This is a genomic window from bacterium, assembly GCA_008933615.1.
Classification (GTDB): domain Bacteria; phylum CLD3; class CLD3; order SB21; family SB21; genus SB21.
Window position 1 is genome coordinate 50,363 of sequence record WBUR01000007.1, and the last position, 19,882, is coordinate 70,244.

The window sequence follows — 19,882 nt, forward strand, 5'->3', positions numbered from 1 at the left end:
CAATTCTACAAAATCTGACGAATGGCGGATCCTTCAGAATTAATGTTGCATGTATTCGATGAGCACATAAAACATTATGGCGACCCCGATCTGCAATTTGAATTCAACACAGGCGACTTCAAATTATTTAAGCGGCTTGATGTGTTTTTGTGGCAGCCAAGTGGTCATAATCCAATGACCACGTTTTCAACTATGGGCATGGCGGACGTGCCCATGAAAGGTGCGAACTTCCGATGTGAACTTCACTGGACAATTCGCGGTAAATTGTCAGAAACACAGGAATCAGAATGTGCATCATTTATGTCGAATTTGGTTAATTATCCTTTTCTGAAAAATACTTTTGTAGATCATTGGCATATTATTCCGAATCTTATCATCCCGAGCTTTCAACAATGTTCAAACATTTTATTTCATCCGACATTCATAAAAGACGGTTGGGATCAAATACAATGGCGCACGCAGATGGTAAAGATCTTGAATATCGTGCCTTTAACAAATGAAGAAGGTCAATTGGCAAAAAGTTCCGGTATCAAAATAATGCTTGATCATTTATATCAAACGCAAATTGATATTTTCAGCAACAGACGATTATTCCATGCAAAAAATTAAAAACTATATTAACGGCGTTTTGGTCGAACCGGTTTCAGATCAATATCTGGATAACTACGATCCGTCGATCGGTGAAGTGTATTCCTATTGTCCGGATTCCGATGAAAGAGATATCGCACTCGCCGTCGATGCGGCAGAAAAGGCTTTTTCGGCATGGTCTATCCTGCCGAAAGAAGATCGTTCAAAAACACTGCTTCGCATTTCCGATTTGATCGATCAAAATCTTGAAAAACTTGCGGTAGCTGAATCCATCGATAACGGCAAGCCGGTATCTCTGGCACGTGAAGTGGATATTCCGCGCGCGTCGAGTAATTTTTACTATTTTGCTACCGCTATCATGCAATTTTCAAGTGAATCGCACGCTATGGAGAACACCGCTATCAATTATACTTTGCGTAACCCGCTCGGAGTGGCCGGTTGTATTTCGCCATGGAATTTACCATTGTACCTCTTCACCTGGAAAATAGCGCCGGCTTTGGCCGCAGGAAACTGCGTCGTTGCTAAACCATCCGAAGTTACGCCCATGACCGCGTATCTGTTATCCGAAATCTGCATCGAAGCAGGGCTGCCGCCGGGCGTTCTGAATATTGTGCACGGCCTCGGACCGAAAGTTGGGTCGGCCATCTCTGTACACCCGAAAATCACGGCAATTTCTTTTACCGGCGGAACAAAGACCGGCTCAGAGATTGCCCGAGCCGCCGCTCCTCTATTCAAAAAACTATCGCTTGAACTCGGTGGAAAAAACCCGAACATGATTTTTGCAGATTGCAATTTTGATGAGATGTTGGTAACAACGATTCGATCTTCATTTTCTAATCAGGGTGAAATCTGCTTATGCGGGTCGCGAATATTTATCGAAAGACCTCTATACGATCGATTCAAAAAAGATTTCGTGGATGCGGTAAAAAAACTAACGATTGGCGACCCTTTGTTACAAGATACGCAGCAGGGGGCGATCGTTTCCAAAGCCCATTTCGAAAAAATTTTATTTTATCTGAATTTAGCAAAACAAGAAGGGGGAAAAATATTATGCGGCGGTAAGGCTGTTCAATTGGAAGGACGGTGCAGGGGCGGTTGGTTCATTGAACCGACGGTGATAGAAGGGCTGCCGCACGATTGCCGAACCAATCAGGAAGAAATATTTGGTCCGGTTGTTACTCTTATGCCTTTTGACACAGAGGATGAGGTGCTGGGTTATGCAAATTCCACTCCGTACGGATTGGCTTCGATAATCTGGACAGAGAATTTAACAAGAGCTCATCGAATGGCCGGTGAAATACAGTCAGGCATCGTCTGGGTTAATTGCTGGATGTTGCGCGACCTGCGAACGCCATTTGGCGGAACGAAACACTCCGGCATAGGCCGGGAAGGCGGATTTGAGGCTTTACGCTTTTTTACTGAACCAAAAAATGTATGTATTAAGTTGAAATAAGTTAGGATGGACGATTTTGGATTTGCGATTTTCGATTCATGCCTTGTAAGAAATCCAAACTATCATTAAGAATTTAATTATGACAAGCAAAAAACCTTCAATAGTTGCAAGAAAACCAAAAATCGTAAATCGTAAATCAAAAACCGTCCATTCCTCTCGTGCGCCTGAACCGGTCGGCCCGTATCCTCATGCGCGACGTGTCGGAAATTTACTTTTCCTATCCGGCGTCGGGCCGAGGGAAAAGGGTTCCACAAAAATTCCGGGCGTTGAATTAGATGAATCAGGAAATATTCTCTCCCACGATATCGAGCCGCAATGCCATTCCGTTTTTCGAAACGTTAAGAATATTCTGGAAGATGCGGGTTCGAAGTGGGAACGTATCGTAGATGTGACGGTATTTTTAACAGATATGAAAAATGATTTTGCGGCTTTTAATCGCGTCTATGCGGAATATTTCACGGATAATAAACCGTGCCGCACGACCGTTGAGGTTAACGCCTTACCGACGCCGATCGCGATTGAATTGAAAGTGATTGCAACAATAAAATAATTAAAGAGGATTCAGATTATCCCGAATTAATTTTTCCGCTTTGATCAGATCAATATCCTCAACGCTTTCAATACCTATGATTAGTTCATTCAAAATAAAATCCTGAACCAGTCCCCGCTGCACGGCAGTTGCATAAGGTACACGCATAAACGACACCATGGTGTATTTGGGTACAAATATGCCTGGAAATTTTTCCTCCAGCACGTGCTCGATTTTTTTCTTCAGAATAAACAATGGGTCTGATACCCGGTCGCGCATTTCGTAGAAGTTCTCAACGGCAAGATCCGCAATAGCATTTGCGTTGATTTTACGCAGTTTTTCGTATTCCTGAAATACGGTCTCCCAGTTTGGCCCGAACGAATCAATACATTCATTCAAATAAGTACAATCTTCAAATGCGCAATTCATCCCTTGGCCAAAAAACGGCACAATGGCATGCGCCGCATCTCCCAGCAGCGCAACCTTGTCTTCCACATACCATGGAGAACACTTTACTGTGATCAAAGTTCCCACCGGATTTGTAAAATAATCTTCAAGCAGAGTCGGCATTAACGCGAGTGCATCCGGAAATTCTTTTTGAAAAAAGGCCTGCACCTGCGGTTTCGTCTTTAATGTTTCAAAACTGTTTTCTCCTTCCATCGGATAAAAAAGCGTGCACGTAAAGCTGCCGTCTACGTTTGGCAACGCGATCAACATATAGGTTTTTCGCGGCCAAATATGTAACGCGTTCTTCTCAAGTAAAAATTTTCCGTGATCACCTGCAGGAATTGTCAATTCCTTATAACCATGTTCGAGATAGCTTTGTGAGAAATTAAATCGCCCTATCTTGAGCATATCCATACGAATGGCGGAAGCAGATCCGTCGGTTCCGATTACAGTTCTGCCCTTTTCGATATGGAATTCACTTGATACTTCGTTCGTCAGATGAACTTCACCTGTTGAAAAATTCATCCCTGTGCAGCGCTCATTAAAATGAATTTTTACATTTTTATTTTGTTCGGCTAAATCCATCAGCCGCATATTAAGGTCGCCGCGCGACACGGCATTAATTACTTCTAAATCATTCTTTCCATAAGGCAGAAACTGCAACTCACCGGAATGATTATGGATCATGCGTCCTTTCATCGGAATGGCAATTTTCATGATCTCTTCGTATAGGCCAACTTCTTTAAGAGCGTGAATGCCGCGCGTAGAAAGTGCAAGATTGATCGAACGTCCGGCGCCGATGCTGTTTTTTCGCATATCGGGGCGACGCTCGAATATTTCTACTTGATATCCCTTTTTGGCTAAATACACCGATAGAAGCGAACCAGCCAATCCGGCGCCGACAAGAATTATTTTTTCTGACATGGTTTTATATATTTTGTTTCAAAATGTGAGCAAAGGCGTATACATCAAAAAATGAATTGTACAAGGGCACAGGTGCGAGTCGAATGACATCAGGCTCCCGCCAATCGCAAATCACGCCGTGACGAACGAGTTCTTGAAACATCTGTTTTCCGTTTTTTTTAAAACGAATAGATAACTGGCACCCGCGCTGTGAAACATCCGATGGCGTAATAATATCAATTTGATCGCTGTCCAGATCCATGATCAGATATTCGAGATAACTTGTTAGTAATTCCGATTTTTTTTGGAGTTTATCCATTCCTGCTTCATCAAAAATTTGCAGAGATGCATTCAAAGCGGCAAGTTGAATGATGGGCGGATTACTTAGTTGCCAGCCTTCAGCCGTACTGATCGGATGAAAATCAGATCCCATCAGAAATCGTGTCTTTTTATCGTGTCCCCACCAACCTGCAAATCTTTTCAGATCAGAATTAGCCACATGCCGTTCATTCACAAAACATCCTGCAATGGAGCCGGGGCCGCCATTCAGATATTTATACGTACACCACACGGCAAAATCAGGATCCCAGTCGTGAAGTTTCAAAAGTAAATTCCCTGCCGCGTGCGCAAGATCAAACCCTACCGCACAACCTTTTGCTTGGGCAGCTTCTGTAATTCGCTTTATGTCAAAGGTTTGTCCGGTATAATAATTCACGCCGCCAAAGAGAACCAAGGCAATGGACTCTCCTTCTTCGTTGATCTTTTTTTCAATATCTTCGGTATGAATAATGTCTTCGCCTTCGCGCGGGTTCATTTCTATCAACGACGACGATGGGTCGTAATGGTGAAATTTAATCTGTGAAGTGACCGCATACTGGTCTGAAGGAAAAGCGCCGCTCTCGATTAGAATTTTATGACGGGAAGGCGTCGGCCGGTAAAATGTCACCATCATTAAATGAAGATTAACGGTCAGTGAATTCATATTCACCACTTCAACAGGCCGCGCTCCTACGATCTTCGCTGTTTTCTCGGCAAGAAATTCATGATAATTTAGCCATGGGTGTTTGGCGTGAAAATGCCCATCAACGCCAAGCCGCTCCCAGTCCTTTAATTCCTGTTCAATGTGCGCGTGCACAGTTTTCGGCTGAAGCCCGAGTGAATTACCGCAAAAATAAATGCACGGCTCACCGTTGTTTTGTTTGGGAATGTAAAACTTCTCACGAAAGTATTTTAATGGATCCTTCGAATCCATTTCCTCCGCAAACGATTTATCGTTTAGAAATTGCATAGCCATGACCGTCTAATGTAATTTATAAAGTATCGGACGGCTAGGCGCCGCATCCGCAACAAAATCAGGAATCTGTATATTGAGAAGGTAATTTCCGTCCGGTATTTCATCCGGAACAAAGATCATTTCTGTAATTGTTTTCGTCGAGTACGCTTCCGGATCAACGTCATGACTCCCCTGCGGCACTGCCCAAAATATATGATGCGCGCTTAACTTCCCATCGTCCATTGCGCGATCTACTGACGGCACATCAACCAATAAATGGTCGACACCTAATTCGTCTAAATAATCCATCGCTTCCAGTGAAAAAAAAGGAGCGTTGACGTCTTTGTAATTACGTTTTTTTTTCGAATCGTCGTTCGGAAGCGTACGAATCAAAAGGCTTTTTAGAAACTCTTTAGGAGCATCGTTAAGCTTGTAGAAAAGGCTTTTCGCCGTAATCATCTCATCGTCCTTTACTTTATCAGGCGAATATGTCTCGGACGTCTCGGAGGAATTTACCGGCTTCACTGTAATTAGCGTAGATGGAATCAGCAGACTGCGCAGAGTGTTATGAATTGAAATACGTTCCAATGAAATGTGTCCGGCGCATTCCGTATGCGTTCCATTGCAATGAGGCGTAAAAGAGTAGGTTTCAAAATTACAGCTTCCTCCGCGGCGGGTGTCGCCTATAAAATTATTATCTTCGTATGCTTTCGACTGTGCGGACGGTACGCCATAGGTATTCGGCTGTGGCCCATTGAACAGCAGAGGAATCGACACGTCGATCGGGTTTTCAAGATCAACAGAATACGATTTACCGGACAGATCTATAAATAATTTCATTTTGCATGATTACATTAGGTTGTGAAATGATTACGTGAATTTTTCTTTTGAAATATTAAGCCATTCTAAAGCTGTTCCGCTGAGTAATTGCTCTTTCGTTTTTTTGTTTAGACCGGACATCGATTCGATTAATTTTCCGGGAATTGCTTCACCCAATGGAAATGGATAGTCCGAACCCAATGCAATTCTTTTTTCTCCTACAAGATCGATGAGATATTTCAACATCAACGGTTCGTGTACTAATGAATCCAAATAGAATTTTCCCAGATAATCCCGTGGATTTATTTTGGTGTCAATTGCGCATAGGTCGGGCCGTACATTAAATCCGTGTTCGATTCGGCCGATAGTTGACGGAAACGATCCGCCGCCGTGCGCAAAAGCCACGCGCAGCATCGGCAGGCGCTCGAAGATTCCTCCGAAAATCATGGAGCATATCGCAAGTGACGTTTCAGCCGGCATGCCCACCAGCCACGGCAGCCAGTATTTCGGCATTTTCTCTTTGCCCATCATGTCCCACGGATGAACAAATAACGCGGCGCCACTTTCCTCTACGGCCTGAAAAAACGAAAACAAATGCTCATCATTCAAATTCCATTCATTCACATGCGATCCGATTTGAATTCCTGCTAGCCCAAGCTGATCTACGCATCGTTCTAATTCCTGTATAGCTAATTCGGGCGACTGCAGTGGAACTGTTCCAAGACCGACAAAACGGTTTGGAAACTGCTCGACGATCCCGGCTATGTGGTCATTCAACATCTTCGAAAGATCAAGCGCATCCTGCGGTTTGGCCCAGTAGCTGAACATAACCGGCACAGTAGACAGAACTTGAACGCGGACGTTATTCTTATCGCATTCTAATAAACGAACTTCCGGATCCCAGCTATTCGATTCAATCTCCCGAAACGCTTTCCCGTCAATCATCATACGCGCGCAGCAGGGTTTATGGTGATCCAATTGAACAAATCCGCCATAACCGTATTTTTCTTTCAGGTTGGGCCAGTTCTCAGGAAGAATATGAGTATGAATATCTATCTTAAGCATGGCTTATTTCCGAATCTCTCTTAATAATCTTCAGTATTTCTCTTCGTATAATACCGCTAAACGGCCCTATCAGTTTCCAGTACAGGGCAAACTTTTTCCGGCTCGACTCATCGGTACAATGAATTCTTGTTTCCGTTGACAATTCAGTTGATATGTGACCCATAGGACGTAATGAAAAATTCCATACGGCTTTGGCAAAGCCTGTTTCGTTGAACGATCGGAATTGTTCCGGCGGCATGCGTACGATATCTCCCGATAATTTCCAAAACTTGCCGACAACGCCAATAACCAATTCATCGCCGTGTTTTTCAAACAGTAATATAAAACCGGAGCTGGAAATGTCTGAGACAGTCAGTTTATTTCCTTTTAAAACATTTTTTTTTGATTTGAAGATAACAGGCAGGCCCCGAAGAAAAAACAAAATACGTATGAGCGGAGAATCATTAATATTTGCGTTCTTCAAAGCGGAATACACAGAATCAACCGATGCAGAAATCATCATTGAATAACGTTTGGACACATTAAACTTCGGCATGAATTCATCGATAACCATAAGACATATTAAGAATCGAAAATGAAATTTCAAACTGCTTTGTTATTGTTTCAGAACCGGTCTTTCCATTTTAGTTCCGCATTTTTTACAGGTACAGTTTGAACCGTTATTGTAAAACCGCTCGAATATCGGCGGAAGCTGTGAAACAATATCGGTTAATGGAATGTATTCATCGTAGAGTTTTGTTCCGCATTTTTCACAGTACCATTGAAATCCGTCCAATTCTTTTTCATCGCGTTTTCGTTCCACGACCATCCCAACACTATTCGCAGGCCTTTGCGGGGAATGCGGTGTCCTGGGCGGAAGAAGAAAAATATCTCCTTCGTTGATCGGAATATCCCGTGGCTCGCCGGCCTCGATGATCTTTAAAATCATATTTCCTTCAATCTGATAGTAAAATTCCTCTCCCTCATTGAAGTGATAGTCTTTCCGCGCATTCGGCCCTCCAACAACCATGATAATAAATTCCGTATCTTTCCATACTACCTGATTTCCGACAGGCGGTTTAAGGAAGTGCCGGTGTTCGTCAATCCATTTTTTAAAATTAAATGCCGCAAGTTTTCCCATAACAATTCCTTTCGTTAACTTTGAATAGAATTTAAAGGAGGGTAATTGTATTCAAACCATTTCTCTGCCGAATCCGAGCGAACGTCACCGTTAGCCTTTTCTGAAATGGTCTTTTGTACATTCTCAACCGCTTTCGTAATGAAGGAATGGCTCATAAAGGTATTCTTGTCCCAATTCATTTTTTCAAGAAGAGATAAGATTTTGTCTGAGCCGAATAATTTCATGAGCTCGGAATCCAGGGATTCATGATAACACACCGTGCCGGAGGACAACCGGTTAGTCCATGCAATGACGTCCTCATCCCGTTCGAATAGCGGATAATGTTCGGCCACGATAACATACAAGCTTTTTTCTGAATAAATCGGCGAATCGTTTTCTGTTATATCGTCAATGATCATATCTGAACTAATCATGCAGATTTTATCAGCATAGTATCCATCGATCCATTTTTGTAAATCCAGCGCAGACTTAAATTCAACCCACGTGCGTTTTCGGTTATGGAGCAGCGTCTGAATTTCATCTTTCGTTTCTTTAAAATGAAAAATGACAAGAACCAGATTCTGTTCCTTGATCAGAGCTTCGCAGTCCTCCAGAATGCCGTCATATTTACGGGCGCGTCCCGCCCAGAGTTTATCCTCATCACGGATCGACTTAGCGTTTTTATTTCCAAAAAACATTTTTATAAAGAAAGTTAGATGTTATTATTTCGATTACGTCCGCCATTTTCTGCCGTCGTTGGTTAGCAAAAGTTCCGACTCAAGAGGGCCCCAAGTGCCTGCGGGATAATTTGGAAAATTTTTAGGTTTATTTTTTTGCCAACGTTGCAGGATCGGCATCACAAGCCACCAGGCTACTTCCACCATATCTTTACGCATAAATAACGTAGCGTCTCCGCGCATACAATCGAGAATCAGACGCTGATACGCTTCGGCAATTTCGGCATTAAATGCTTCCTGATATGCAAAATGCATGTTGACCGATTTAAGGTTCATATCCGGACCCGGCACTTTCGCCTCAAAACTCATGGTAATGCTTTCATCCGGCTGGATCTGCAGGACAAGAACATTGGGTGCAACTTCCTCTGTGGAGGCATGAGTGAACATCATGTGAGGCGTTCTTTTAAAGAAAATCACAATTTCGCTGTCCCGGCGTGGCATTCTTTTTCCGGTGCGAAGGTAAAAAGGTACGCCTGCCCAGCGCCAATTGTCAACAAACAATTTCGCCGCAACGAAAGTTTCCGTAGCCGATTCCGGATTCACTTTAGATTCCTGACGGTAACCCGACACCATTTCGTTATGAACTACTCCCGCGGCATATTGTCCGCGCACAAAATATTTATCCGCATCATCCTCCTTGATCGGGCGAATCGCGCGCATGACTTTGACGCGTTCATCCCGAACGGCATTAGCGTCAAACGTGCTTGGCGGCTCCATTGCTACCAGCGTCATGACCTGCAACACGTGATTCTGTATCATGTCCCGCAGAGCGCCGGCTTCTTCATAATATCCGCCGCGATCTTCAACCCCCAGGCTTTCCGCTGCCGTAATCTGAATATGATCTATATAATTTCTGTTCCACAACGGTTCGAATATACCGTTAGCAAAACGAAAAGCCATAACGTTCTGCACCGTTTCTTTGCCGAGATAATGGTCAATGCGGTACACCTGCCACTCTTCGAATGCTTTGGCAATTTCCGCATTTAACTCACGTGCCGATTGCAGATCACGTCCGAATGGTTTTTCAATAATTATGCGTCGCCAGTAATTTGTTCCCTCAACGCGCGACATACCGTGCTGCGACAACTGATGTGTGATAATCGGGAAAACACTTGGCGGCGTAGAAAGATAATAAATCCGATTATCCGAACAGGTTCTGGCCTTACAATTTTTTTGAATAAGTTCGTCCAGTTGGGTATATAACGCGTCTTCTTCAAATCCGCCGCCAACATAAAATACATTCTCAAGAAAATGCCTCAATACGTTTTGGTCCGCTTTCTCAGCTTTAGCAAAATTTAGTAAAGCTTCGCTGACTATTTTTCGGTATTCCTCCACCGTCATCAGAGGCTTCCCGCATCCTATCACAGTGAAATGCTCAGGAAGAATGCCTTCTTTGGCGGAGTTAAACAGAGCCGGAAGAATCTTTCGCCGCGTAAGGTCGCCCGATCCGCCGAATATCACCATGGAACATGTTCCGCCCTTCGCATCCGTTTTTACCTGGCGCAGGGCTTCATCCGCACGCATATTTGACATAGATATTCCTTTTAAAATCGAATTGACTTCTTATATGGAGGTGGTTTTTAATAAGTTTGTAACTACTCTGCATTCATTATTCTTATGCCACTAAGCATGCCGGCCTCTGGATGGACACCAAGTCACGAAGAATCAAGAGGATACAAAAAAATTTTCTTTGTCTTACTTTGTGTTCTTGTGCCTTTTTGGCAATTCTTAAAAAGTAAAGAGTCTTTACAATTTTTAAATTATTTCTTTACCGCATGTCCGCCGAACTGGTTTCGCATCATGGCAAGCATTTTAGCGGCAAAACTTTCCGGGCGGCGTGAGTGAAACCGTTCAAATAGAGACAACGTAATGACGGGAGCCGGCACGTCTTTCTCCATTGCTTCCCAGATCGTCCACCGGCCTTCGCCGGAATCGGCCACCCATCCCTTGAGTTCCTTCAATTCCGGATCGGCTTTAAGCCCTTCTGCTGTTAATTCTAACAGCCAGGAGCGTACGACGGATGCGTGCATCCAGAGATCGGCAATTTTGGCCAGGTCCAGTTTATATTCCGATGCTTTCATGATCTCAAAACCCTCCGCATACGCCTGCATCAGACCGTATTCGATACCGTTGTGAACCATTTTTACCATGTGGCCGGAACCGTGTAAGCCCATATATGCATAACCGTCGACGGGCCCTAATGTCTTAAATATCGGATCAAGATAGTCCACATCGGCTTTATCTCCGCCAATCATCATACAGTACCCGTTCTTCAGCCCCCACACGCCGCCGCTCGTTCCGACGTCCACGTAGCAAATACCTTTTTCTTTCAACTCTTTTGATCGGCGAACATCGTCTTTGTAATACGAATTTCCTCCATCAATAATTATGTCCCCTTTGCTCAGAAGTCCTGCAAGTTTTAGGACGGTGTCTTCCGTAGCCTTGCCGGATGGAACCATAACCCACACGGCTTTACGGCCTTTGAGTTTTGACACCATATCTTCCATCGACGTGGACGGCGTCATGCCTTTTTCAGCAACGCTTTTAACCACATCGGCGCTGAGGTCAAAACCCACTACGTCGTGCTTATCCTTCAACAGGCGCTGAACCATAAATCCGCCCATTTTTCCTAAACCAATAAATCCGAGCTGCATAGAAACCTCCTTCGTTTTAAACTTCAAAAAAAGTTAAAAGTAGAATATTCAAAAATTGAAAGTCAATTTTCTTGCGTAATTGGAGAGGAATGAAAATGTCTGTCTGAGTGCCTATGGGAATGATGAACCAATTTGTCTAATTTAATTCACAAAGAAAAGAGAATTCTTTATAATGAATAATGATTAATGAATAATAAATAATCATTTTGTCATTATTCATTAATCATTACGCTTATCCTCCAACACGTTTGATTTTATATCCCAACTGGCCGAGGAACAATTCGATCTTGACGCGGTGATCGCCCTGAATCTCGATTTTCCGGTCTTTTACCGTTCCGCCGGTTGCGCATTTTGCTTTGAGTTGCTTCGCCAGCGCTTCAATATCTTCGATAGATTCCTTAAATCCTTCGATCAGCGTTACCGATTTTCCCGCACGCTGTTTGCGATCCAGCGACATCCGTAGAATATGGCTTTTTTCATGAATACCTTTTTCGTCTTTATCTTCAGGCTTAAAATTCGGATCGGTGGAATAAACGATATTTGAATTTTTATAGCTCACTTTGTTTTTTCCTTTCGCGCGCAACGGTTGCTTCAAATTCGCCCGTGCTATCCACCGGCGTAAGCCCCATTAATTGACGGCCGAAATTCAGCGCGTCATCCAGGTTTCCAAAAAAATGATCCTCGCCCATCTTTTTCATGAAACCCGATTGCTCCGCCGCGATGAGCGGCTGTGTATGTATATCCGATATGAGCATAAATACCTTGTTCTTTTGGCAGCGCGCGCGAACCTCGTCCAATGCATGCAGGCCGCCCGCATCCATGTAAGGAACAAACCGCATGCGCAATATAAGCACTTTTGGGCCCTTAGAACCAAAATTGATCGTATCATGAAATTTATCCACCGAGCCAAAAAAGAAAGGGCCGTTGATTTCAAACACCTCGATGCCTTTAGGAATGAACCTTTTTTGTACTGCATTCAGATCTGGCATTTCCTCTTTATCTTCTATGTCCGATTTTAAAATCTGAATATTCGTCACGTCGGCCATTTGTTTCATAAATAAAAATGCGGCCAGTATCATTCCGATTTCAATCGCAACGGTCAGATCGATAAACACCGTTAAAAAAAATGTGGTCAATAAGACTAGCACATCGCTTCGCGGCCCTTTCATGACAGCAACAAATGCGTCCCTTTCGCTCATATAGTATGCAACGTAGATAAGTATTGCCGCCAAGGATGCGAGAGGGATCAGTCCCGCCCATTTCCCAAACAGGAGCATGATTAGAAAAAGCACTGCCGCATGAACGATTCCGGCAATCGGCGTTCTGCCTCCGTTCTTGATGTTTGTTGCCGTACGTGCAATGGCGCCGGTAGCGGGAATGCCTCCAAAGATAGGAGAGAAAATGTTGGCCGTGCCTTGCGCGATCAATTCCATGTTGGAGCGATGTCTCCCGCCGATCATCCCGTCCGCAACCACCGCACTCAAAAGGGACTCGATCGCCGCCAGCAATGCGATCGTAGTCGCCGGCGCGACCAAACCGGCGATCAGGGACCAGTTCAAAGTTGGAAAAGACGGGGAAGGAAGAGAATCGGGAATATCTCCGAAGCGGCTGTGGATGGTTTCTATATTAATTCCAAAAAACTGAACGAGACATGTGGAAACAATGAGCGCGATCAATGAGCCTGGAATTTTCTGATTGACACGCGGCCAGAGAAAGATAATTGCAAGGGATAATGCTCCGATTCCGAATGCATGGAAGTTAACCTGATCAAAGTGCAAAAAATAGGACTCCCATTTTTCAACAAATTCGCTTGGAACCGAATCCATCTGCAACCCAAAGAAATCCTTAATCTGCGACGAAAAAATGATCACCGCGATTCCGCTGGTAAATCCGGTAATGATCGGGTACGGAATATATTTGATCAAACCGCCAAGCTTGGCCATACCCATCAGAATCAAAATAAATCCGGCCATGACCGTTGCGATCGTTAGGCCATTCAATCCGTATTTTTCCACAATGCCGTAGACGATGACGACAAACGCCCCCGTCGGACCTCCGATCTGAACACGGCTTCCGCCTAAAAACGAAATAATGAATCCGGCTATGATCGCAGTATACAAGCCCTTTTCGGGTGAAACACCGGATGCAATTGCAAAGGCAATGGCCAGCGGAAGAGCAACTATCCCAACAATCGTGCCGGCAGTAAGGTCGGATATGAATTGACGCTTCGAATACTCCCGAAGAGCCGTGAAAAGTTTTGGAACAAACATTGTTCAGAGCCTCTTGAATTATTTTAATGGAGGACAATATACATAGTCCTCTTCTTGGATTCAAATCCCAATTTATGAAAACAACAATTGTTTGTTTTTTAGACCGAAATAAAATATATTTGTTTTCATGACAAAAAGTATTCTACATGTTTGGATGCTCTCTGTTGCATTCTTGGGTTGCGTGGGTTCAGGTTCAGCGCAACGTTCTTCTAAACAAGAAGCGCACGCCCGGGACCCATATAAGATCGAAGCAGTCAAAAGCTACATTGACGGACTGATCAATGAAATGGCGGGTGATCTGGATGCCGCATCAAGGGATTTTCAGATGGCCATTATGCTCGATACCTCGTCCAATACGATGTATGCCTCTTTAGCGGATAATTTTATGCTAACCGGGCAGCCTGAGAAAAGCCTCCCCATTGTTCAAAAAATACTTTCGCGGGAACCCAACCACGTGGCGGCGCTAGAACTGCTTTCTGAAATTCAAATTCAAAAACATGAATTTGAATCCGCCCTTACCACCCTGGAGCGGATCGTTAAAATTGATCCTGCGCATGTGGAGGTGCATTACCGTTTGATCACCATATACGAAATTCAGGGGAAATGGAATGAAGCCGCAGCTCACTATACGACGTTGCTCAATGTCCTCGGCCCAAATACCTTACTCACTCTGAAGCTCAGCGATTTGTATATGAAAAATAAGGCATTTGATAAAGCGGCCAACGTCCTTTCCACAGCCAGGTCGGGCGATCCTAATAACGTTTTTATCCTGGAAGCATTGGCGCAGGCATACGAGTTTAACAAAGAATTTCCTAAAGCCTTATCAACATATGAAACCCTTAGCGATCTTCAGGATAACAACCCGATGATTCTGCTCCGCGTCGGTAGTCTGTCCTTGCAATCCGGTCAATACGAAAAGTCCATCGCTGCTTTCAAAAAAGCGGATGCCATTACACCGAATATTCCCGAAGTGCAACGCTCGCTCGGATTCTCGTTCAGTCAGCTGAAACAAAACGACGATGCGATCCGGTATTTTGAAAAAGCAATTTCTCTTAACCATAAAGATGTGCTTTCCATGAGCCTCTTGACTCCGCTTTATCAGGAAAAGAAATGGTTAGATAAATCAGATTCCTTATTCGAGAGAATACTTACTTTGGAGCCGGAAAACGACATCATCTTAAACAATTACAGTTACAGCTTAGCCGAGCGCGGTATCAATCTCGAAAAGGCTTTGCTGATGGTGCAAAAGGCTTTGAAAATAGCGCCGGGCAATGCGCATTTTTTGGATACCATGGGGTGGGTATATTATCAGATGGGTTTGTATGAACTCGCCCTAAAATTCGTGCTCCAGGCGAATCAAACTAACGCCGGGAGTTGGGAAGTGGCTGACCATCTGGGCGACATACACGCTAAGCTGAAGAACTATCCTGAAGCAAAATCGTTTTGGCAAAAAGCGCTTCAATTGAACCCTGAAAACGAAACTATTAAGAAAAAACTGAATTCAACTATTCACTAACGGCAACGGAATTATTTGCAAAAGCTACTAACACTCATTTTTATATCTGTACTTATCTTAGGTACAAGCTGCGCTCCGCCAAAAGAAATCATTAGGCAACCGGTAACAGTTGATGGAATTAAACCGATGGATCTGGTGCGTAAAAATAATGAAAACGGCAAGAGTCTACGTTACATGAAAGCCGTAACTACGCTGAATCTTGAATCGCCTAAATCCGCCAATCAGTTCAGCGCGCAGGTTGCCGTCAAATTTCCGGATTCCATTTATATCAAAATTGAAGGCATTCTTGGAATAGACGGACTTAAAGCGTCGCTTAACAGAAGAACTTTTGTCGTATACAATATTATTAATCGTTATGTGATTCATGGTGCGACCAGCGCCTCTGCGATTCGTAAGACTTTTGATTACGATATCGGTTTTGATGAAATGGTCGAACTGCTAATCGGCCTGCCCCGAATTAAAGAAAACGACCTTGTTCATCTCTCGGAATTTACAACGGACGAGTCTTATTATGTCATGACTTTCCGAATGTCAAATGAAACGAAAAAAATATGGATAGACCCTTATGCACAATGCGCCGTAGCCCGGATCAGGCATTTTGATAACGACGGAACGCTGTTTATGGAAAAAGAGTTTTCACGTTTCGAAAATATCGACGGAAATTTTATGCCCCGTTATGTCCGAATTATCAAGCCCAACGAAAAAGATCTGCTCAGTATTTTTTTTAACGTGCGCACTTTGAATAAATCATTTAACAGTAACTTGTTTACTATCAGGTATCCGGACGATGTTAAGATCATTGAACAAAACTAAATTACTATGAGTAACCCTTTAGACACCGCTCGTGTATTGACGCGAAGAGAACAACCGTCACTCGATATTTCCGTGATTATCCCTTTACTCAACGAAGAAGAATCATTGCCGGAGTTGACAGACAGAATTCAAGCTGCAATGGCGGGTATGAATCGTTCTTTCGAAATAATTTATATTGATGACGGAAGTACCGACCGGTCTTTTGAAGTGATTCATAAGTTAAAATCCAAGTATGATTTTATCAAGGCTATTCAATTTCGGAAAAATTACGGTAAATCGGCCGCACTTGCCGAAGGTTTTAAAATAGCTATGGGCCGCTATGTGATCACTATGGATGCAGACCTACAGGACGATCCTGCAGAAATTCCTAACCTGATAACTAAGCTCGAAGAAGGATTCGATCTTGTTTCAGGTTGGAAGAAAAGACGATTTGACCCTCTCAGCAAAACGATTCCGTCGAGATTTTTTAATTTTGTTACGCGCGTGATGACGGGGATCACGCTGCACGATTTTAATTGCGGACTTAAAGGATACCGAAGCGAGGTGGTACGGGATGTGAGTTTATACGGAGAACTTCACCGGTACATTCCCGCGCTGGCCAAATGGGAAGGGTACCAGCGCATCACAGAAATCGTCGTTCAACACCATCCTCGAAAGTACGGCTATAGTAAATTCGGCCTGTCACGTTTTGTAAAAGGGTTTCTGGATCTCGTTACTGTTGTATTTTTAACCCGTTATACGAAACGTCCGCTTCATTTTTTCGGTTTGATCGGCACTTTTTTTCTTATGATGGGTTTAGGCATCAATACCTATCTCACCGTCGAATGGTTCATGGGCTCTCCTATCGGAAGCCGCCCGATTCTCTTTTTGGGTATTCTTCTCGTGTTGGTTGGTATTCAGATCATTACCACCGGGCTTATCGGTGAAATGATCACGCATCATTTTCAGAAACAGCGGGAATTTCCTATCCGGGAAAAAATCGATTAGACACACTTAACCTTTTCCTTCCCAATGCCTGAAAAAAAATCCGACATCAAGACTATTGCTACCAATCGAAAAGCGCGTCACGAATACGAAATTATAGACACGATCGAAGCAGGTATCGCGTTATTGGGCAGTGAGGTTAAGTCCCTGCGGGAAGGCAAAGTGAATATGCAGGACAGCCACGCGCGTATCGAAAAAGGCGAAGTAATCCTTTATCACGTCCACATACCCGAATATAAACAGGCTAATCTTAATAACCATCCGGAATACCGACCCAAAAAACTGTTGCTGCACCGCGCTCAGATTCGAAAACTTCAAAGACAGGTTGAGGAAAAAGGTATGACGCTCGTCCCGCTTTCATTGTATTTTAACGAAAAAAACATCGTCAAAGTTCAATTGGCCGTCGCACGGGGCAAGAGGCTCTACGATAAGAGAGAATCTATCGCCAAACGGGACGCCGACCGCTCGCTGCAGAGGGAACTAAAGCGGAAATAACGCGTACAATTTTCGTTGCATTAAAAACTTTTGTACATTATGTTGGTTTATCACTTCTACTTGTTCATCCGCTTCCAAAATTAATTTCGATCATATTTTTCGTATATATTCTGCTTTAAATTAACAACTATTTTTGAAGGAGGTTGTTTATGAAAACAGTCAGCCATATTATCTCCGGGCGGGAACTGTATTGTATTGCGCTGGGGTCGTCTATCTATGATGCCATCCAATTCATGGCTTCAAAAAACATCGGCGCCGTCGTCATCGTGGATAATCTTCAGACAAAAAGATTGCGCGGCATTTTCTCCGAGCGGGATCTGATGAAACGAGTGGTGCTGGAAGGTTTAGATGTGAAGACGACCAAGATTGACGATGTCATGACAAAAAATGTTGCAGTTGGCAATGCCGGCGAAGCTTACGACGCCTGTCTGGAAACAATGAAAAAGATCCGGTCGCGCCATCTCCCTATCGTGGATGGGGAAAAACTGATTGGCATGGTCTCTATGCGCGACTTGATGGAAATCAAGATCGCGGAGGGAACAGAAGAAATTAAAATGATGAACGCATATATTCATGACATGCCCAACTCGATGCTCTAATGAGTATTGACCCCGTACTGTGGCAAAAGGCTTTGCGCCAATTTAACGAGGAAAATTTTTTTGAATGCCACGAAACGCTTGAAGTTAACTGGCTGACTGAAAAGGATGAGGAACAAAGAAACTTATTGCAGGGAATTATACACATGGCCGCCGCTCTATTACATCGCCGCAAGAATAATAATGTCGGATATCGCAGGCAATTAGAGAAGGGATTGATAAAACTGAATGGCGTACGATTAAACGTGTATGATGAGAAGTTAAGAACAAATCTCTCTGAGTTCTATAAAACGGTAGCCACTGATACTTTTCCTCATTTTCCGAAAATCAACTTTACCGCGTCGGAAGCATTACGATAAATTTTGAGCCGGCCCCGACCTCGCTATCAACGTGAATGTTTCCGTTATTTTCCGCAATCAGCCTGCTGCAAATAGATAATCCCAGCCCCATACCCTCGTTTTTTGTCGTATAAAACGGATTAAATATTTTTTCAAGGCTTTCTTCCGGAATACCGCAGCCGGTATCGGCGATTTCGATTGCTACAAAAGGAAGTTTCTTATCAAAAAGGTCATCCGACCAATGCAGATGCGGAAGATCGCCGATCGTAGTCGTGTAAGTCTTTACAGTCAGATTACCGCCTTCGGGCATGGCCTGGATCGCATTTAAAAAAATATTCATTAAGACCTGTTCCACCTGATGCTGATCGGCATATATCTGCGGAACAACGTCTGAAAATTCTTCCCTAAAAATAATTTGTTTATTCGTTAGTTGAGTAGCTATCAACAGATAAATACTGTCAATGACCGTTTCCACATTAAAATAATTACGTGCCGGTTTGACCGGTTTGGCAAATTTGAAGAAATCCATCAGCAAATTATTGACGCGGTCAATTTCACGAACGATGCGGCTAACCAGTTCCAACCGCCGGTCATTTTCTTCAAACGATTCTTCCAGCACTTGCGCCGCGGCCTTGATTCCGCCGAGCGGGTTCCTTACTTCATGGGCAATACCGGTTGCCAATTCGCCCATCGTGGCCAATCGGTCCATGCGTTCTACTTGCTTGCGCATCAACTGCATTTCTGTCAAGTCACGGAAGGTAATGATCACGCCGATCTGCTCTGTTTTTTCATTCAACGGCGTTGTGCTGAATCCGATCGGAATAACGCTTCCGGATTTTGAAATTAATTTGACTTCCTTACTTTCAAATCGTTTATTTTCGATCAGCATCAGGTCAATGATTTTACCGTTTTTCTCCGGTTCCGCTACGATGTCGATCATATTTCTTCCGAGCAGTTCTTCGATCTTATAATCCAGCGTTTTAGCCGCGTTCACATTCACAAAAGTGATAGCCCCTTTCATATCCATACAAATAATACTGCTGCTCATATTTTGTATGATATTGCGATAAAACTTATAAACGCGTTCGATGAGTTTATATTTTTCGTGCAGTGCGCGCTGTTCTTCAAGCCATTCCTTCGGAATACCCTTGGCCGGCGTGGGGGTCGTGGATGTTTGGGCGTCGCCGGATTCTTTTCTTTCCGCCTTGCGATTTTGAATGCGCTGATCAAGGGGAATCAGGTCGCTCAATTCCTTATTGAGTAATTCAAAAGCTTCTTTTTTCTCTTCGAACCTTTTACTCAT

At 43.6% G+C, this 19,882-nt stretch carries 21 protein-coding genes; 9 read left to right on the plus strand and 12 right to left on the minus strand.

Annotated features, from left to right (window positions below; genetic code table 11):
* The first annotated feature begins 21 nt into the window (after window positions 1-21).
* From F9K33_04045 to F9K33_04055, 3 genes are all read left to right on the plus strand, one after another.
* Window positions 22-609, plus strand: coding sequence for a suppressor of fused domain protein (locus F9K33_04045; protein ID KAB2880732.1), 588 nt, complete (start codon window positions 22-24; stop codon window positions 607-609).
* Complete coding sequence (locus F9K33_04050) at window positions 596-2,041, plus strand: aldehyde dehydrogenase (GenBank protein ID KAB2880733.1); 1,446 nt, start codon at window positions 596-598, stop codon at window positions 2,039-2,041. The genes F9K33_04045 and F9K33_04050 overlap by 14 nt, the downstream gene beginning before the upstream one ends.
* Window positions 2,042-2,120: 79 nt before the next feature.
* Window positions 2,121-2,591 carry a RidA family protein gene (locus F9K33_04055; GenBank protein ID KAB2880734.1) on the plus strand — a complete coding sequence of 157 codons (471 nt, stop codon included), beginning with the start codon at window positions 2,121-2,123 and terminating at the stop codon, window positions 2,589-2,591.
* On the opposite strand, the gene F9K33_04060 is transcribed toward F9K33_04055, so the two are convergent.
* From F9K33_04060 to sulP, 11 genes are all read right to left on the minus strand, one after another.
* Window positions 2,592-3,941 carry an FAD-dependent monooxygenase gene (locus F9K33_04060; GenBank protein ID KAB2880735.1) on the minus strand — a complete coding sequence of 450 codons (1,350 nt, stop codon included), beginning with the start codon at window positions 3,939-3,941 and terminating at the stop codon, window positions 2,592-2,594.
* 4 nt (window positions 3,942-3,945) lie between these two features.
* Window positions 3,946-5,214 (minus strand): kynureninase, encoded by a 1,269-nt coding sequence (kynU, locus tag F9K33_04065; GenBank protein ID KAB2880736.1) that lies wholly within the window; start codon window positions 5,212-5,214, stop codon window positions 3,946-3,948.
* 6 nt (window positions 5,215-5,220) lie between these two features.
* On the minus strand, window positions 5,221-6,033 hold the full coding sequence (locus F9K33_04070) for a cyclase family protein (GenBank protein KAB2880737.1): 813 nt from the start codon (window positions 6,031-6,033) through the stop codon (window positions 5,221-5,223).
* Between the two features lie 30 nt (window positions 6,034-6,063).
* Window positions 6,064-7,077: an amidohydrolase gene (locus F9K33_04075; GenBank protein KAB2880738.1), complete on the minus strand. Its 1,014-nt coding sequence runs from the start codon at window positions 7,075-7,077 to the stop codon at window positions 6,064-6,066.
* Window positions 7,070-7,612 carry a hypothetical protein gene (locus F9K33_04080; GenBank protein KAB2880739.1) on the minus strand — a complete coding sequence of 181 codons (543 nt, stop codon included), beginning with the start codon at window positions 7,610-7,612 and terminating at the stop codon, window positions 7,070-7,072. The genes F9K33_04075 and F9K33_04080 overlap by 8 nt, the downstream gene beginning before the upstream one ends.
* Window positions 7,613-7,672: 60 nt before the next feature.
* On the minus strand, window positions 7,673-8,197 hold the full coding sequence (gene nbaC / locus F9K33_04085) for a 3-hydroxyanthranilate 3,4-dioxygenase (protein KAB2880740.1): 525 nt from the start codon (window positions 8,195-8,197) through the stop codon (window positions 7,673-7,675).
* Between the two features lie 14 nt (window positions 8,198-8,211).
* Window positions 8,212-8,874, minus strand: a complete 663-nt coding sequence (locus F9K33_04090) for a hypothetical protein (GenBank protein KAB2880741.1) — start codon at window positions 8,872-8,874, stop codon at window positions 8,212-8,214.
* A gap of 33 nt (window positions 8,875-8,907) precedes the next feature.
* A complete protein-coding gene (gene zwf, locus F9K33_04095; GenBank protein KAB2880781.1) occupies window positions 8,908-10,419 on the minus strand; it encodes a glucose-6-phosphate dehydrogenase in 1,512 nt (503 codons plus the stop codon).
* 254 nt (window positions 10,420-10,673) lie between these two features.
* Window positions 10,674-11,567 (minus strand): decarboxylating 6-phosphogluconate dehydrogenase, encoded by an 894-nt coding sequence (gene gnd, locus F9K33_04100; GenBank protein ID KAB2880742.1) that lies wholly within the window; start codon window positions 11,565-11,567, stop codon window positions 10,674-10,676.
* 232 nt (window positions 11,568-11,799) lie between these two features.
* Window positions 11,800-12,024 (minus strand): translation initiation factor, encoded by a 225-nt coding sequence (locus tag F9K33_04105; GenBank protein KAB2880782.1) that lies wholly within the window; start codon window positions 12,022-12,024, stop codon window positions 11,800-11,802.
* A 91-nt stretch (window positions 12,025-12,115) separates the two neighbouring features.
* Complete coding sequence (gene sulP / locus F9K33_04110; protein KAB2880743.1) at window positions 12,116-13,837, minus strand: sulfate permease; 1,722 nt, start codon at window positions 13,835-13,837, stop codon at window positions 12,116-12,118.
* A 127-nt stretch (window positions 13,838-13,964) separates the two neighbouring features.
* Between sulP and F9K33_04115 the strand changes: the two genes are divergently transcribed.
* The 6 genes from F9K33_04115 (at window position 13,965) to F9K33_04140 (ending at window position 18,600) form a co-directional block, all read left to right on the plus strand.
* Window positions 13,965-15,353, plus strand: coding sequence for a tetratricopeptide repeat protein (locus tag F9K33_04115; GenBank protein ID KAB2880744.1), 1,389 nt, complete (start codon window positions 13,965-13,967; stop codon window positions 15,351-15,353).
* Between the two features lie 15 nt (window positions 15,354-15,368).
* Window positions 15,369-16,166 carry a DUF4292 domain-containing protein gene (locus F9K33_04120; GenBank protein ID KAB2880745.1) on the plus strand — a complete coding sequence of 266 codons (798 nt, stop codon included), beginning with the start codon at window positions 15,369-15,371 and terminating at the stop codon, window positions 16,164-16,166.
* Window positions 16,167-16,172: 6 nt separating this feature from the next.
* Window positions 16,173-17,153, plus strand: a complete 981-nt coding sequence (locus tag F9K33_04125) for a glycosyltransferase family 2 protein (GenBank protein ID KAB2880746.1) — start codon at window positions 16,173-16,175, stop codon at window positions 17,151-17,153.
* Window positions 17,154-17,177: 24 nt separating this feature from the next.
* Window positions 17,178-17,645 carry an SsrA-binding protein SmpB gene (gene smpB, locus F9K33_04130; protein ID KAB2880747.1) on the plus strand — a complete coding sequence of 156 codons (468 nt, stop codon included), beginning with the start codon at window positions 17,178-17,180 and terminating at the stop codon, window positions 17,643-17,645.
* A 149-nt stretch (window positions 17,646-17,794) separates the two neighbouring features.
* On the plus strand, window positions 17,795-18,244 hold the full coding sequence (locus tag F9K33_04135) for a CBS domain-containing protein (protein ID KAB2880748.1): 450 nt from the start codon (window positions 17,795-17,797) through the stop codon (window positions 18,242-18,244).
* Entirely contained in the window at window positions 18,244-18,600 is a 357-nt protein-coding gene (locus F9K33_04140) for a DUF309 domain-containing protein (GenBank protein KAB2880749.1), read from the plus strand. The genes F9K33_04135 and F9K33_04140 overlap by 1 nt, the downstream gene beginning before the upstream one ends.
* Here the strand turns inward: F9K33_04140 and F9K33_04145 are convergent.
* Complete coding sequence (locus F9K33_04145; protein ID KAB2880750.1) at window positions 18,575-19,882, minus strand: PAS domain S-box protein; 1,308 nt, start codon at window positions 19,880-19,882, stop codon at window positions 18,575-18,577. The two genes, F9K33_04140 and F9K33_04145, sit on opposite strands and share 26 nt — an antisense overlap.

What these genes read in the sequence shown, in the direction of transcription:
- F9K33_04070 (KAB2880737.1), bottom strand. Translation starts at nt 6,033, where the DNA reads ATGAAATTATTTATAGATCTGTCCGGTAAATCGTATTCTGTTGATCTT.
- F9K33_04145 (KAB2880750.1), bottom strand. Translation starts at nt 19,882, where the DNA reads ATGAGTAAAAGGTTCGAAGAGAAAAAAGAAGCTTTTGAATTACTCAAT.
- F9K33_04140 (KAB2880749.1), top strand. Translation starts at nt 18,244, where the DNA reads ATGAGTATTGACCCCGTACTGTGGCAAAAGGCTTTGCGCCAATTTAAC.
- kynU (KAB2880736.1), bottom strand. Translation starts at nt 5,214, where the DNA reads ATGGCTATGCAATTTCTAAACGATAAATCGTTTGCGGAGGAAATGGAT.
- F9K33_04135 (KAB2880748.1), top strand. Translation starts at nt 17,795, where the DNA reads ATGAAAACAGTCAGCCATATTATCTCCGGGCGGGAACTGTATTGTATT.
- smpB (KAB2880747.1), top strand. Translation starts at nt 17,178, where the DNA reads ATGCCTGAAAAAAAATCCGACATCAAGACTATTGCTACCAATCGAAAA.
- nbaC (KAB2880740.1), bottom strand. Translation starts at nt 8,197, where the DNA reads ATGGGAAAACTTGCGGCATTTAATTTTAAAAAATGGATTGACGAACAC.
- F9K33_04080 (KAB2880739.1), bottom strand. Translation starts at nt 7,612, where the DNA reads ATGCCGAAGTTTAATGTGTCCAAACGTTATTCAATGATGATTTCTGCA.
- F9K33_04105 (KAB2880782.1), bottom strand. Translation starts at nt 12,024, where the DNA reads ATGTCGCTGGATCGCAAACAGCGTGCGGGAAAATCGGTAACGCTGATC.
- F9K33_04075 (KAB2880738.1), bottom strand. Translation starts at nt 7,077, where the DNA reads ATGCTTAAGATAGATATTCATACTCATATTCTTCCTGAGAACTGGCCC.
- F9K33_04060 (KAB2880735.1), bottom strand. Translation starts at nt 3,941, where the DNA reads ATGTCAGAAAAAATAATTCTTGTCGGCGCCGGATTGGCTGGTTCGCTT.
- sulP (KAB2880743.1), bottom strand. Translation starts at nt 13,837, where the DNA reads ATGTTTGTTCCAAAACTTTTCACGGCTCTTCGGGAGTATTCGAAGCGT.
- F9K33_04125 (KAB2880746.1), top strand. Translation starts at nt 16,173, where the DNA reads ATGAGTAACCCTTTAGACACCGCTCGTGTATTGACGCGAAGAGAACAA.
- F9K33_04115 (KAB2880744.1), top strand. Translation starts at nt 13,965, where the DNA reads ATGACAAAAAGTATTCTACATGTTTGGATGCTCTCTGTTGCATTCTTG.
- F9K33_04050 (KAB2880733.1), top strand. Translation starts at nt 596, where the DNA reads ATGCAAAAAATTAAAAACTATATTAACGGCGTTTTGGTCGAACCGGTT.
- F9K33_04045 (KAB2880732.1), top strand. Translation starts at nt 22, where the DNA reads ATGGCGGATCCTTCAGAATTAATGTTGCATGTATTCGATGAGCACATA.
- gnd (KAB2880742.1), bottom strand. Translation starts at nt 11,567, where the DNA reads ATGCAGCTCGGATTTATTGGTTTAGGAAAAATGGGCGGATTTATGGTT.
- F9K33_04090 (KAB2880741.1), bottom strand. Translation starts at nt 8,874, where the DNA reads ATGTTTTTTGGAAATAAAAACGCTAAGTCGATCCGTGATGAGGATAAA.
- F9K33_04055 (KAB2880734.1), top strand. Translation starts at nt 2,121, where the DNA reads ATGACAAGCAAAAAACCTTCAATAGTTGCAAGAAAACCAAAAATCGTA.